General features: G+C 51.8%; 12 protein-coding genes. 11 read left to right on the top strand and 1 reads right to left on the bottom strand.

The features are described from left to right. Positions 1-21 precede the first annotated feature (21 nt). The 7 genes from ycjQ to FDX14_RS22385 all read left to right on the top strand — a co-directional run bounded on the left by ycjQ (position 22) and on the right by FDX14_RS22385 (position 7,946). Complete coding sequence (gene ycjQ / locus FDX14_RS22415) at positions 22-1,074, top strand: D-guloside 3-dehydrogenase (protein WP_069324992.1); 1,053 nt, start codon at positions 22-24, stop codon at positions 1,072-1,074. Positions 1,075-1,090: 16 nt separating this feature from the next. Beyond that, positions 1,091-1,879 (top strand): 3-dehydro-D-guloside 4-epimerase, encoded by a 789-nt coding sequence (ycjR, locus tag FDX14_RS22410; RefSeq protein WP_137350276.1) that lies wholly within the window; start codon positions 1,091-1,093, stop codon positions 1,877-1,879. A gap of 10 nt (positions 1,880-1,889) precedes the next feature. Then, positions 1,890-2,945, top strand: coding sequence for a D-glucoside 3-dehydrogenase (gene ycjS / locus FDX14_RS22405; protein WP_061381259.1), 1,056 nt, complete (start codon positions 1,890-1,892; stop codon positions 2,943-2,945). Beyond that, positions 2,942-5,218, top strand: coding sequence for a glycoside hydrolase family 65 protein (locus tag FDX14_RS22400; protein ID WP_137350275.1), 2,277 nt, complete (start codon positions 2,942-2,944; stop codon positions 5,216-5,218). The genes ycjS and FDX14_RS22400 overlap by 4 nt, the downstream gene beginning before the upstream one ends. Then, positions 5,215-5,883: a beta-phosphoglucomutase gene (pgmB, locus tag FDX14_RS22395; protein WP_042308133.1), complete on the top strand. Its 669-nt coding sequence runs from the start codon at positions 5,215-5,217 to the stop codon at positions 5,881-5,883. The genes FDX14_RS22400 and pgmB overlap by 4 nt, the downstream gene beginning before the upstream one ends. A gap of 10 nt (positions 5,884-5,893) precedes the next feature. Then, on the top strand, positions 5,894-6,976 hold the full coding sequence (locus FDX14_RS22390; RefSeq protein ID WP_042308134.1) for an ABC transporter ATP-binding protein: 1,083 nt from the start codon (positions 5,894-5,896) through the stop codon (positions 6,974-6,976). A gap of 64 nt (positions 6,977-7,040) precedes the next feature. Beyond that, positions 7,041-7,946 (top strand): OmpG family monomeric porin, encoded by a 906-nt coding sequence (locus FDX14_RS22385; RefSeq protein ID WP_079224008.1) that lies wholly within the window; start codon positions 7,041-7,043, stop codon positions 7,944-7,946. A gap of 31 nt (positions 7,947-7,977) precedes the next feature. On the opposite strand, the gene FDX14_RS22380 is transcribed toward FDX14_RS22385, so the two are convergent. Then, a complete protein-coding gene (locus FDX14_RS22380; RefSeq protein WP_042308138.1) occupies positions 7,978-8,988 on the bottom strand; it encodes a LacI family DNA-binding transcriptional regulator in 1,011 nt (336 codons plus the stop codon). Positions 8,989-9,218: 230 nt separating this feature from the next. Here FDX14_RS22380 and pspE point away from each other — a divergent pair, with 230 nt between their 5' ends. The 4 genes from pspE to tyrR all read left to right on the top strand — a co-directional run bounded on the left by pspE (position 9,219) and on the right by tyrR (position 13,825). Next, complete coding sequence (gene pspE / locus FDX14_RS22375) at positions 9,219-9,536, top strand: thiosulfate sulfurtransferase PspE (protein ID WP_137350274.1); 318 nt, start codon at positions 9,219-9,221, stop codon at positions 9,534-9,536. Between the two features lie 142 nt (positions 9,537-9,678). Beyond that, entirely contained in the window at positions 9,679-11,076 is a 1,398-nt protein-coding gene (locus tag FDX14_RS22370) for a YcjX family GTP-binding protein (protein WP_061381518.1), read from the top strand. Then, positions 11,073-12,134 carry a YcjF family protein gene (locus tag FDX14_RS22365; protein ID WP_137350273.1) on the top strand — a complete coding sequence of 354 codons (1,062 nt, stop codon included), beginning with the start codon at positions 11,073-11,075 and terminating at the stop codon, positions 12,132-12,134. Before FDX14_RS22370 ends, FDX14_RS22365 begins: the two co-directional genes overlap by 4 nt. A 146-nt stretch (positions 12,135-12,280) precedes the next feature. Continuing rightward, positions 12,281-13,825, top strand: a complete 1,545-nt coding sequence (gene tyrR, locus FDX14_RS22360; RefSeq protein ID WP_061381265.1) for a transcriptional regulator TyrR — start codon at positions 12,281-12,283, stop codon at positions 13,823-13,825. Positions 13,826-13,851: the final 26 nt, after the last annotated feature.

The following is a 13,851-nucleotide window of genomic DNA, read 5'->3' as shown; positions in this document are numbered from 1 at the left end:
AGTTTAATTAAGGAGTTGTAAATGAAGAAGTTAGTTGCCACCGAACCGCGTGTTGCAGCGCTGGTGGAATATGAAGACAGAGCAGTTTCCGCCAACGAAGTGAAAGTCCGCGTACGTTTTGGCGCACCGAAACATGGCACCGAAGTGGTCGATTTTCGCGCTGCCAGTCCGTTTATTGATGAAGATTTTAACGGCGAATGGCAAATGTTTATGCCGCGTCCGGAAGGGGCGCCGCGCGGAATTGAGTTCGGTAAGTTCCAGCTTGGCAACATGGTGGTGGGCGATGTCATTGAGTGTGGTAGCGATGTGACCGATTACGCCGTCGGCGATTCTGTATGCGGCTACGGCCCACTGGCAGAAACGGTAATCTTTAACGCCGTAAACAACTACAAACTGCGCAAAATGCCAGAAGGTAGTTCGTGGAAAAATGCCGTGTGCTATGACCCTGCACAGTTCGCCATGAGCGGTGTGCGCGATGCCAATGTGCGCGTCGGCGACTTTGTGGTCATCGTCGGGTTAGGGGCAATTGGCCAGATCGCCGTACAACTGGCTAAGAAAGCGGGTGCGTCAGTGGTTATTGGCGTGGATCCGATTGCCCATCGTTGTGATATCGCGCGTCGCCATGGGGCTGATTTCTGTCTGGATCCGATTGGCACCGACGTGGGTATGGAAATTAAAAAGCTGACCGGCAAACAGGGCGCGGATGTGATTATCGAAACCAGCGGCTATGCGGATGCGCTGCAATCGGCGCTACGCGGTCTGGCCTATGGCGGAACCATTTCCTATGTCGCCTTCGCAAAACCTTTTGCTGAAGGGTTTAACCTGGGCCGTGAAGCGCACTTCAACAACGCCAAAATCGTCTTCTCCCGCGCCTGCAGTGAACCAAATCCAGATTATCCGCGCTGGAATCGCAAGCGCATTGAGGAGACCTGCTGGGAACTGTTGATGAACGGTTATCTGAACTGTGAAGAGCTTATCGATCCGGTAGTCACCTTCGCCAGCAGCCCGGAAAGCTATATGCAGTATGTCGATCGCCATCCGGAACAGAGCATCAAAATGGGCGTGACGTTTTAATTAAGGAATACAGAAAATGAAAATCGGAACACAGAATCAGGCTTTTTTCCCGGAAAATATTCTCGAGAAATTCCGTTACATCAAAGAGATGGGTTTTGACGGTTTTGAAATTGACGGCAAATTGCTGGTCAACAATCTTGAGGAAGTGAAAGCGGCGATCAAAGAAACGGGTCTGCCCGTGACCACCGCCTGCGGGGGGTATGACGGTTGGATCGGTGATTTTATCGAAGAACGTCGTTTGAATGGTTTACAGCAGATTACACGCATTCTCGAAGCGCTGTCCGAAGTAGGCGGGCAAGGCATTATTGTCCCTGCCGCCTGGGGCATGTTTACCTTCCGCCTTCCGCCGATGACCTCTCCGCGTAGCCTGGAAGGCGATCGTAAAGCCGTCAGTGATTCATTGATTTATCTTGATAAAGTTGCCGAGCGTACGGGGACGGTGGTGTATCTCGAGCCGCTCAACCGCTATCAGGATCATATGATCAACACCCTGTCGGATGCTCGCCGCTATATCGTGGAAAACAACCTGAAGCATGTGCAAATCATTGGTGATTTTTACCATATGAATATCGAAGAAGACGATATGGCACAGGCGCTGCATGACAATCGCGATCTGTTGGGACACGTGCATATTGCGGATAACCATCGTTATCAGCCGGGGAGCGGTACGCTGGATTTCTCTGCGCTGTTTGACCAACTGCGTGAAGATAATTATCAGGGCTATGTAGTGTATGAAGGGCGCGTACGGGCGGAGAACCTGCCGGAAGCATACCGTCAGTCGCTGGCCTGGCTGCGTACCTGCTAAGAGGATTTCCGTGAAAAGTGCACTGACAAGCGCTCCGCTACGTGTCGCCATTATCGGCGCCGGGCAGGTAGCGGATAAAGTTCATGCTTCGTACTACTGCACCCGCAACGATCTGGAACTGGTGGCTGTCTGTGACAGCCGCCTGTCACAGGCGCAGGTGCTGGCAGAGAAATATGGTAATCCGCAGGTTTGGGACGATCCTCAGACGATGTTACGCGAGGCTAAGCCAGATATCGTCAGCATCTGTTCGCCCAATCGTTTTCATTATGAACACACCATGTTGGCGCTGAACGCCGGCTGCCATGTGATGTGCGAAAAGCCCCCAGCCATGACGCCAGACGAGGCGCTGGAGATGTGTCAAACGGCGCGGCGGATGGGGAAGGTACTGGCTTACGATTTTCATCATCGTTTCGCACTGGATACACAATTGCTTCGCGAACAGGTAATGAGCGGCGTGCTGGGTGAAATCTATGTCACTAATGTCCGCGCCTTGCGCCGCTGCGGCGTACCCGGCTGGGGTGTTTTTACCAACAAGGAACTGCAGGGCGGCGGGCCGCTGATTGATATCGGTATCCATATGCTTGATGCCGCGATGTATGTGTTGGGCTTCCCGGCGGTAAAGCGCGTTAACGCGCACAGCTATCAACGTATTGGTACGCGTAAGAACAGCGGCCAGTTTGGGGAATGGGATCCCGCGACGTACACCGTTGAGGATTCTCTGTTCGGCACGATCGAATTTCATAACGGCGGGATCCTGCGCCTTGAGACCTCTTTCGCGCTGAATATTCCTGAACAATCGATTATGAACGTCAATTTCTGTGGCGATCTTGCCGGGGCGACCTTATTTCCGGCGCAGGTCTATACCGATCGTGACGGAACGCTGGATGTGCTGTTCCAGCGCGAAATAGCCGATGACAATCGTCACTTTCGCAGCATGGAGTCTTTCGTAAATCACGTACAGGGCGAGCCTGTCGCTATTGCGGACGCAGAGCAGGGCGTCGTTATTCAACAACTGGTTGCCGCACTGTATGAATCGGCTGAAACAGGAACATATGTAGACTTATGACGAAGCCAGTAATGCTAACCGAACCGGCTTTTTGCCCACACAGTCTGAATAAATTCGCTTCACTCATGACGACCGGCAACGGTTATATGGGAATTCGCGCCAGCCATGAAGAAGCCTACACTTTACAGACTCGCGGCATGTATATTGCGGGACTGTATCATCGGGCAGGGAAAGGCGAAATTAATGAACTGGTTAATCTGCCGGATGTCGTGGGCGTGGAGATTACGCTTAATGGCGAGATTTTCTCGCTAACCAGCGGCGTGATTGAGAGCTGGCACCGAGAACTGGATTTTACCAGCGGTGAATTACGCCGTGCCCTGGTCTGGCGAGCGCCTGGCGGTGCACGTTTCGCTATTGAGAGTCGGCGGTTTGTCTCGGCGCAACAACTGCCGCTGTTTGCTATGGAAGTTGCTGTTACCCCATTGGGTGGTGATGCCTTCATTGGCATCTCAACCGGGATTGATGCCACGATCACCAATCACGGACGTCAGCATCTGGATGAAACGCAGGTCCGGGTATTTGGTCAGCATCTTCTGCAAGGCATTTACACCACCCAGGACAATCGTAACGATATCGCGATCACGACGTTTTGCGACGTAGACGGTACGGCGCAGCGCTGCTTCACCGCGAAAGAACGTCGGTTGTTACAACACAATAGCGTGCAGGCGAAAACCGGGCAGCGCGTTACGCTGACGAAAATTAGCTGGATCGACTGGGCGAGCGAGCGCAGCCTGTCGCTGGAGACCTGGGGACGCCAGTCGCTGCGTAATCTGGAAGCGTACGCCCAGCAGGGATATGACGCGCTGCTGGCGGAATCGACCGCCAACTGGCATGCCTGGTGGCAAAGCCATCGCGTTCAGGTCACCAGTAATGATATGAGCGATCAGCGAGCGCTGGATTATGCGCTCTATCATTTGCGTGTAATGACGCCAGATCACGATGAGCGCAGCAGTATTGCAGCGAAAGGTCTGACGGGAGAAGGGTATAAAGGCCACGTTTTCTGGGATACCGAGGTCTTTCTGTTACCGTTCCATCTCTTCACCGAGCCGAAAACCGCAAGAAGTTTATTGCGTTACCGCTGGCATAATTTGTCGGGCGCGCGTGAGAAAGCCCGCCGCAACGGTTGGCAGGGGGCGCTGTTTCCCTGGGAGAGCGCGCGCAGCGGTGAGGAAGAGACGCCTGAATTCGCGGCGATCAACATTCGTACCGGGCTGCGGCAGAAAGTGGCCTCCGCACAGGCTGAGCATCATCTCGTGGCGGATATTGCCTGGGCGGTGATCAATTACTGGCATGCCACCGGGGATATGAACTTTATGTCCCGTGAAGGTATAACGCTGCTTCTGGAAACAGCAAAGTTCTGGATCAGCAGAGCCGTTATGGTTAATGACCGTTTAGAGATCCACGATGTTATTGGCCCGGATGAATACACCGAGCATGTGAACAATAATGCGTTCACCAACTACATGGCCTGGTACAACGTGGAGCAGGCGTTGGATTTTGCGCGTCGCCTGGGCTGTAACGATGAGACCTTTATTCATCGTGCTGAGCATTTTTTACGCCATCTCTGGCGTCCGGAAGCGTTGTCCGATGGTGTGTTACCTCAGGATGACAGCTTCCTGAGCAAACCGGTTATCGATCTGTCCAGTTACAAAGCGAAAGCGGGCAAGCAGACGATTTTGCTCGATTACTCCCGCGCAGAGGTCAATGAGATGCAAATTCTCAAACAGGCCGATGTGGTGATGCTGACCTATATGCTGCCGGAGCAATTTACCCCGCAAATCTGTCTGGCGAACCTGCGGTTTTACGAGCCGCGCACCATTCATGACTCGTCTTTGAGTAAGGCTATCCATGGGATTGTGGCTGCGCGTTGTGGTGATTCAGAGCAGGGATATCGCTTCTGGCGTGAAGGATCGCTTATCGATCTCGGAGACGATCCACATAGCTGTGATGACGGTATTCACGCAGCGGCGACGGGGGCCATCTGGCTGGGTGCAATCCAGGGATTTGCCGGCGTGAATGTTCGCCACGGGGAGTTACATTTTGCCCCTGCATTACCTGACCATTGGCAAACTCTGTCTTTCCCACTGCGTTGGCAGGGTGTTGATATGCAGGTCACTATCAATAAAGCTGAAATCCGCATTAGCACCACTGAGCGTATTACCTTGTGGGTTAATGGCGAAAAGATCGCCGTCCAGGGGGCGTCAGCGATTACTTATGACGGTGTTATTACGTCTATTTATGGGACCGCTACCACAAAAAAGGATGATGAATGATACTCAAACCACAGGCCATCATTTTTGATTTGGACGGCGTGATTACCGATACCGCACATTTGCATTTTCTGGCATGGCGGCAGGTAGCCAACGAAGTAGGGATTGCGATCGACGAAGCATTTAATGACAGCCTGAAAGGGATTAGTCGCAGCGAATCACTGCAGCGTATTTTGCACCACGGCGGGAAGGCGGGGGAGTTTACTCCGGAGACTTGCGCACAATTGGCTGAGAGAAAGAACCGGCTGTACGTCCATTCTTTGCGCCAGTTAACGGTCGACTCAGTATTGCCTGGGATTCGCGAGCTGTTAATGACGTTACGGGAAGAGCGGATTCCGGTTGGGTTGGCCTCAGTGTCGCTCAATGCGCCCACTATTTTACAGGCGCTTGATCTTAGCGCTTGTTTTGACTTTTGTGCGGATGCAGCGCTGATAACCCATTCAAAACCGGATCCGGAAATATTTCTGGCGGCCTGTGCGGGGCTTGGCGTTGACCCGCAGCAGTGCATTGGCATAGAAGATGCACAAGCGGGCGTTGATGCGATCAACGCCTGCGGCATGCTCTCCGTTGGCATCGGTACGGGGCTGAACGGGGCAAGCTTGCAGCTTCCTTCAACCGAATTTTTGACGTGGCCGTGCTTATCGGCTTTCTGGCAACACGACAAGTAAAGGATTCAACATGGCACAGCTTTCGTTGCAGCATATTCAAAAAATTTACGACAACCAGGTGCACGTCGTTAAAGACTTCAATCTGGAAATTGAAGACAAAGAGTTTATTGTTTTTGTTGGGCCTTCCGGTTGCGGGAAGTCAACGACGTTGCGCATGATCGCCGGCCTGGAAGAGATCAGCGGCGGCGATCTGCTGATTGACGGTAAACGGATGAATGATGTGCCGGCGAAATCGCGCAATATTGCGATGGTTTTTCAGAACTACGCGTTGTACCCGCACATGACCGTCTATGACAATATGGCGTTTGGCCTGAAGATGCAGAAAATTGCTCCGGCAGTGATTGAGGAGCGCGTGAACTGGGCGGCGCAAATCCTTGGCCTGCGCGATTATCTGCAGCGTAAACCTGGCGCGTTATCTGGCGGTCAGCGTCAGCGCGTGGCGCTGGGACGTGCGATTGTTCGTGAGGCTGGGGTCTTCCTGATGGATGAGCCTTTATCGAATCTCGATGCCAAACTTCGCGTGCAGATGCGGGCAGAAATTAGCAAACTGCATCAGAAACTGAATACCACCATGATATATGTTACCCATGATCAAACCGAAGCCATGACGATGGCAACGCGTATTGTGATTATGAAGGATGGCATTGTTCAACAGGTTGGCGCACCTAAAACGGTTTATAACCACCCGGCAAATATGTTCGTCGCCGGATTTATTGGTTCACCGGCCATGAATTTTATTCGTGGCGCGATTGATGGTAATAAATTTGTTACCGAAACGCTGAAATTAACCATTCCCGAAAATAAATTAGCACAGTTAAAAGCGCAGGGTTATGAGCATCAGGCCGTTATACTGGGTATTCGTCCTGAAGATATACATCCGCAGCTTAATAATGAAAATAATGTATCGGCAAAAATTAGCGTGGCAGAACTAACTGGCGCTGAGTTTATGCTTTATACCGTTATTGGGGGGCATGAGTTGGTGGTCCGTGCCGGGGCAGTGAATGATTATCACGCAGGAGAAAATATCACTATTCATTTTGATATGGCGAAATGCCATTTCTTTGATGCTGAAACTGAAGTGGCTATTCAATAAAACTCCGGGGGGATACCCCCCAAACCTTGGGGCATTTTTGCGAGTATTTTAACAAGGAATAATAATGAAAACCCTACTGTCCGCTACTGCGCTGATGATGAGCGCAGGAGTGGCCTGCGCGCAGGCCGCTGAAAAGAATGACTGGCACTTTAATATTGGTGCCATGTACGAAATAGAAAACGTTGAAGGTCAGGGCGAAGATATGGATGGACTGGCTGAGCCGTCTGTCTATTTTAATGCGTCCAATGGGCCATGGAAAATATCTCTGGCCTATTATCAGGAAGGCCCGGTTGATTATAGCGAGGGTAAACGCGGTACCTGGTTTGATCGCCCGGAACTGGAAGTTCGCTATCAATTCCTCGAAAGCGAGGATGTTAATTTCGGATTGACCGGTGGTTTCCGTAATTACGGCTATCACTATGTTAATGAACCAGGAAAAGACACTGCAAATATGCAGCGCTGGAAAGTTCAGCCGGACTGGGATATTAAACTTACTGACGATTTGCGTTTTAGCGGCTGGTTGGCAATGTATCAATTCGTCAATGACTTGAGTACCACAGGTTACTCCGATAGTCGCGTTGAAAGCGAAACCGGTCTGAATTATACCTTCAACGATACGGTGGGCTTAACGGTCAACTATTATCTCGAACGCGGCTTTAATCTGGCGGAATCGCGTAATAATGGTGAGTTCTCAACCCAGGAAATTCGTGCTTACTTACCGTTATCTTTCGGCAATACCACCCTGACGCCGTACACCCGTATTGGACTTGATCGTTGGTCAAACTGGGACTGGCAGGATGATCCGGAACGCGAAGGGCATGATTTCAATCGTCTTGGTTTACTGTATGCCTATGATTTCCAGAATGGTTTATCAATGACCCTGGAATATGCCTATGAATGGGAAGATCATGACGAAGGTGAAAGCGACAGATTCCATTATGCGGGTATTGGTGTGAATTACGCATTCTAAAATGTGCAGGGGCATTGTTATGCCCCTGTTTTTACACCAGTGAGTCGGCTAACGATATTTGCGTGCTCACGGTGATGTTCTGCAATCCTTTCTCACCGGCAATCAGATTAAATAATAAATTACAGCTTTGTTCGCCGAGCTGCTGAGTTGGGACATCAATGCCTCCCGGCACGGGTGTCAGCATAAATGACAGCAGTTCATTACTGTAGCCTACAACGGCAAGCTGTTGCGGAATGGCGATATTTTTCTCAGCCGCCACGCGATATAAACTCATTAATTTTAAACTGTCGGTGGCAAATACTGCGTCGGGTAACGGTTGTTGACTCAGTAATTTCCGCGAAGCGAGCAGGGCTGTTTCATGAGTATAACCCCCATCAATAATCCACTCATCGCGTATTTGAATGTTATGTTCCTGAAGGCTGGCTTTATACCCATTGACGCGATCAATGGAAACATGAACGTCAAGCGGGGCATGTAAACAGGCAATATTACTGTGGCCGCTCTCAATAAGCGCATTTGTCAATGTAATGCTGTCGCGATAATTATCAGTGTCTACAGAATAGACATTGGCGTACTCACCTTCCACTTTACCAATAACCACGACCGGAACGTTGTATTTATCCAGTCTTGCAAAAAATGATTCATCAGCGGGAGAACTCAGCATAATGATGCCTTTGATCAATTTTTGCTTAATTTTACTCTCACATTTTTGTAAATCATCTTCGGTGCTTCGCGACGTCTGTAATATGACATCAAAACCAACTTCTTCGGCTTTGGCCGTAATAGCATGCAGCACTTCAGAGAAAAAGGGATTACCGGCGGTTGTTTTGGCAGAACGAGTCGATATCACCATTATTGCGTCAAAGCCGGAAGAGGTGAGTGCCCGAGCCAGTTTATTAGGCTGATACTGTAACTCATCAATCGCACGCAGCACTTTTTCCAGCGCTTCCGGCGAGATGTTGGTTTGCTTATTCAGCACGCGCGATACCGTAGATTTTGATACGCCAGCGGCTCGTGCAATATCATAAATGGTAGGAGACATAGATCCCAAGCTCCGTCCGAGAGTCAATGGCGGACATATTATGGAGTTCACTGCCGAATGACAACAATCACGGAATGCAGACAGAAAAATCAAAAGGCACACCGCACAATGTGTTACCTGAAGAGCAATGTGATCTGCTGGCGTGTGCGATGATAATGGAGTCGCAATATTTTCTTAAGAACTGGCGTATAGTGTTGTAGTGAAATCCAACTCTCGATCAGGAAGATATTATGTTTAAAAAAGGCGTATTAGCGTTGGCACTGGTCATTGGTATGCCGGTTTACGCTGCCGAACACTGGATTGATGTTCGTGTTCCTGAGCAATACCAACAGCAGCATATTCAGGGTGCCGTCAACATTCCGTTAAAAGTGATGAAGGCGCGTATCGCAACAGAAGTGCCTGATAAGACCGACACCGTGAAGCTGTATTGTAACTCCGGGCGTCAATCGGGACAGGCGAAGGATATGCTTGTTGAAATGGGCTACACGCAGGTGACGAATGAAGGTGGGATCAACCAGATCGCGCTGCCAAAAGTAGAGAAGAACTAAACCACCCGCATTTCTTCTGCAACAGGCGGCAGGAATAATGCCGTCTGACACCGCTCAGGTAGTTGATAAATAAGAATTGCCCCCAATCTTTACTTCCTGTTTGTTATAATTTCTTCGGTTCCTTCAGCATAACGGGATGGCGATGAAGCGACTTAAAAATGAACTCAATTCGCTGGTTAATCGCGGTGTAGATCGACATTTGCGCCTGGCTGTCACCGGGCTTAGCCGTAGCGGTAAGACGGCGTTTATCACCGCGATGGTAAACCAGTTACTCAATATTCATGCCGGTGCGCGCCTGCCGTTGCTCAGCTGCGTGCGCGAAGAGCGTCTGCTCGGCGTTAAACGGGTTCCTCAACGTGATTTTGGCATTCCGCGCTTTACCTATGATGAGGGACTGGCTCAGCTGTATGGTTCTCCGCCAGCCTGGCCGACACCAACGCGCGGGGTGAGTGAGATTCGCCTGGCCCTGCGCTATAAGTCCAATGACTCTTTGCTGCGCCACTTCAAAGACACTTCCACGCTGTACCTGGAGATCGTTGATTATCCGGGCGAGTGGCTGCTCGATCTACCGATGCTGGCGCAGGATTACCTGAGCTGGTCGCGGCAAATGACCGGATTATTACAAGGTCAGCGGGGCGAATGGTCGACCAGATGGCGACAGCTCAGTCAAGGATTAGATCCGTTAGCGCCTGCCGATGAAAACCGTCTGGCGGAAATCGCCGCCGCGTGGACGGAGTATTTGCATCAGTGTAAACAGCAGGGGCTGCATTTTATTCAGCCAGGACGCTTTGTCCTGCCGGGAGATATGGCGGGTGCGCCTGCGCTGCAATTCTTCCCGTGGCCGAATGTGGAAGAATACGGTGAGTCTAAGCTGGCGCAGGCGGACAAACACACCAACGCAGGCATGTTGCGCGAGCGGTTTAATTACTATTGCGAAAAGGTTGTGAAGGGTTTTTATAAGAATCACTTCCTGCGTTTTGATCGCCAGATTGTACTGGTGGATTGCCTGCAACCGCTCAACAGCGGGCCACAGGCGTTCAATGATATGCGTCTGGCGCTGACCCAATTGATGCAAAGCTTCCATTACGGGCAGCGTACGCTGTTTCGTCGGTTGTTCTCTCCGGTGATCGACAAACTGCTGTTTGCCGCCACCAAAGCTGACCATGTCACGGTCGATCAGCACGCCAATATGGTGTCGTTGCTCCAGCAACTGATTCAGGATGCCTGGCAAAACGCCGCGTTCGAAGGTATTAGCATGGATTGTCTGGGCCTGGCATCGGTACAGGCAACCACCAGCGGCCTGATTGATGTGAAAGGCGAAAAGATCCCGGCGCTGCGTGGCAATCGCCTGAGCGATGGCGAACCGCTGACCGTCTATCCCGGCGAAGTGCCCGCGCGGCTGCCAGGGCAAGCGTTTTGGGACAGCCAGGGATTTCAGTTTGAAGCATTTCGCCCGCAGGTGATGGATGTTGATAAACCCTTACCGCATATCCGTCTTGATGCCGCGCTGGAGTTTTTAATAGGAGATAAATTGCGATGAGCGAGCCGTTAAAACCGCGTATCGATTTTTCAGGTCCGCTAGACGTGGAACAAAACCCGGCGTTTAAAGCGCAGCAAATGTTCAATGAAACGGAAGCGCAGACCTTTGCTCCGGCGACACTGGATGAGCCTCTGGAAGACGAAGGTCAGGCAGAAGCGGTGATTGATGCTGCCTTGCGTCCTAAACGCAGTTTGTGGCGCAAAATGGTGATGGGCGGACTGGCGCTGTTCGGCGTGAGCGTTGTCGCACAGGGCGTGCAGTGGACCATGAACGCCTGGCAGACCCAGGATTGGATCGCGCTGGGAGGGTGCGCCGCGGGCGCGCTGATCGTCGGCGCGGGCGTGGGGTCGGTGGTGACCGAGTGGCGCAGGTTGTGGCGTTTGCGCCAGCGAGCGCATGAACGTGATGAAGCGCGAGACCTGCTTCATAGCCACGGAACAGGAAAAGGTCGCGCATTTTGTGAAAAGCTGGCGCAGCAGGCGGGTATCGATCAGTCGCATCCGGCTTTACAGCGCTGGTATGCCTCTATCCACGAAACGCAAAACGATCGTGAAGTCGTCAGCCTGTATGCCCATCTTGTGCAACCTGTGCTGGACGCGCAGGCGCGACGCGAAATTAGCCGTTCTGCGGCGGAGTCCACGCTGATGATTGCCGTCAGCCCGCTGGCGCTGGTGGATATGGCATTTATCGCCTGGCGCAATCTGCGGCTGATTAATCGTATTGCCTCGCTGTATGGCATTGAGCTCGGGTATTACAGTCGTCTGCGTCTGTTCCGGCTGGTGCTGCTGAATATCGCCTTTGCCGGCGCCAGCGAATTGGTCCGCGAGGTTGGCATGGACTGGATGTCGCAAGATCTGGCGGCGCGCTTATCCACACGTGCTGCGCAGGGTATTGGTGCCGGGCTGTTAACGGCGCGTCTGGGTATTAAAGCGATGGAACTCTGCCGTCCGCTCCCGTGGATCGATGACGATAAACCACGCCTTGGGGATTTTCGCCGCCAGTTGATTGGTCAGGTCAAAGAGACCTTACAAAAGAACAAGTCTCCGCGTGAAAGTTAGCCAGAAGAGGGTGCCGATCGTATAACTTTACGCCGCGGCCCCCTATTTTCCGGCGTGCTGTCAATATTTGTTGACAGAGTTCTTCCTGCAAACCAAATACTGTCTTATCATTTAACACATAATCCCTTGTCCAGGTGAAGGTTCCTATGCGTTTGGAAGTCTTTTGTGAAGACCGACTTGGTCTGACCCGCGAATTGCTCGATTTACTGGTGCTGAGAAGCATTGATTTACGCGGTATCGAGATTGACCCCATCGGGCGTATTTACCTTAATTTTGCGGAACTGGAGTTCACCAACTTCAGTAGCCTGATGGCTGAAATCCGCCGTATTTCAGGGGTTACGGATGTACGTACCGTGCCCTGGATGCCTTCCGAACGTGAACATCTGGCACTGAGCGCGCTGCTTGAGGCATTGCCTGAACCCGTTCTTTCTCTGGATATGAAAAGCAAAATTGAGATGGCGAACCCTGCGAGCTGTCAGCTTTTTGCTCACTCTCAGGAGCGGATGCGTAATCATACTGCCGCCCAGTTAATCAATGGCTTTAACTTCCAGCGCTGGCTCGAAAGCAATCCGCAGGATTCGCATAGCGAGCATGTCGTGATTAACGGACAGAATTTCCTGATGGAAATTACGCCAGTCCATTTGCAGGGTGAAAATCAGGAGCAAATGCTGACGGGAGCCGTCGTTATGCTGCGTTCCACCATCCGGATGGGGCGTCAGCTGCAAAATATGACCACGCAGGATCTGAGCGCGTTTAGCCAGATTATTGCCGTCAGCGCCAAAATGAAGCATGTCGTAGAACAGGCCCGTAAGTTGGCGACGCTGAGCGCACCCCTGCTAATCACCGGTAATACCGGTACGGGTAAGGATCTCTTTGCCCACGCCTGTCATCTGGCGAGCCCGCGCGCGGCGAAGCCGTATTTGGCGCTGAACTGTGCGTCGATTCCTGAAGACGCGGTCGAAAGCGAGCTGTTTGGTCACGCAGGGGAAGGTAAAAAAGGGTTCTTCGAGCAGGCTAACGGCGGCTCGGTGTTGCTGGATGAGATTGGCGAAATGTCGCCGAGCATGCAGACCAAATTGTTGCGTTTCCTCAATGACGGGACCTTCCGCCGGGTTGGCGAAGATCATGAAGTCCATGTCGACGTGCGTGTGATTTGCGCCACGCAAAAGAACCTGGTGGAGCTGGTGCAGAAAGGACTGTTCCGTGAAGATCTGTATTATCGTCTGAATGTGCTGACCCTCAACCTGCCGCCGCTGCGCGATTGTCCGCAAGATATCATGCCGCTTACCGAACTGTTTGTGGCGCGTTTTGCCGACGAACAGGGCGTACCACGCCCGAAATTATCCGCCGATCTCAGCACGGTGTTAACCCGCTACGGCTGGCCGGGTAACGTGCGCCAGCTTAAAAATGCCATCTATCGGGCGTTGACCCAGTTGGAGGGGTATGAGCTGCGGCCACAGGATATTTTATTGCCGGATTACGATGCAGCAACGGTTGCGGTCGGAGAAGATGTGATGGAAGGCTCGCTGGATGAAATTACCAGCCGCTTTGAACGCTCGGTGCTGACGCAACTGTATATGAACTATCCCAGCACGCGTAAACTGGCGAAAAGGCTTGGCGTTTCCCATACCGCAATAGCCAATAAACTGCGCGAGTATGGCCTGAGCCAGCAGAAAAAAAGCGAAGAGTAACGATGATAATGAAAATGCCTCCATCT

The sequence above is a fragment of the Citrobacter sp. wls710 genome, from assembly GCF_005281115.1.
Lineage (GTDB): Bacteria > Pseudomonadota > Gammaproteobacteria > Enterobacterales > Enterobacteriaceae > Citrobacter > Citrobacter werkmanii.
The sequence above is the reverse complement of the archived record's forward strand: the minus strand, read 5'-3'. Positions and strand labels throughout refer to the sequence as shown.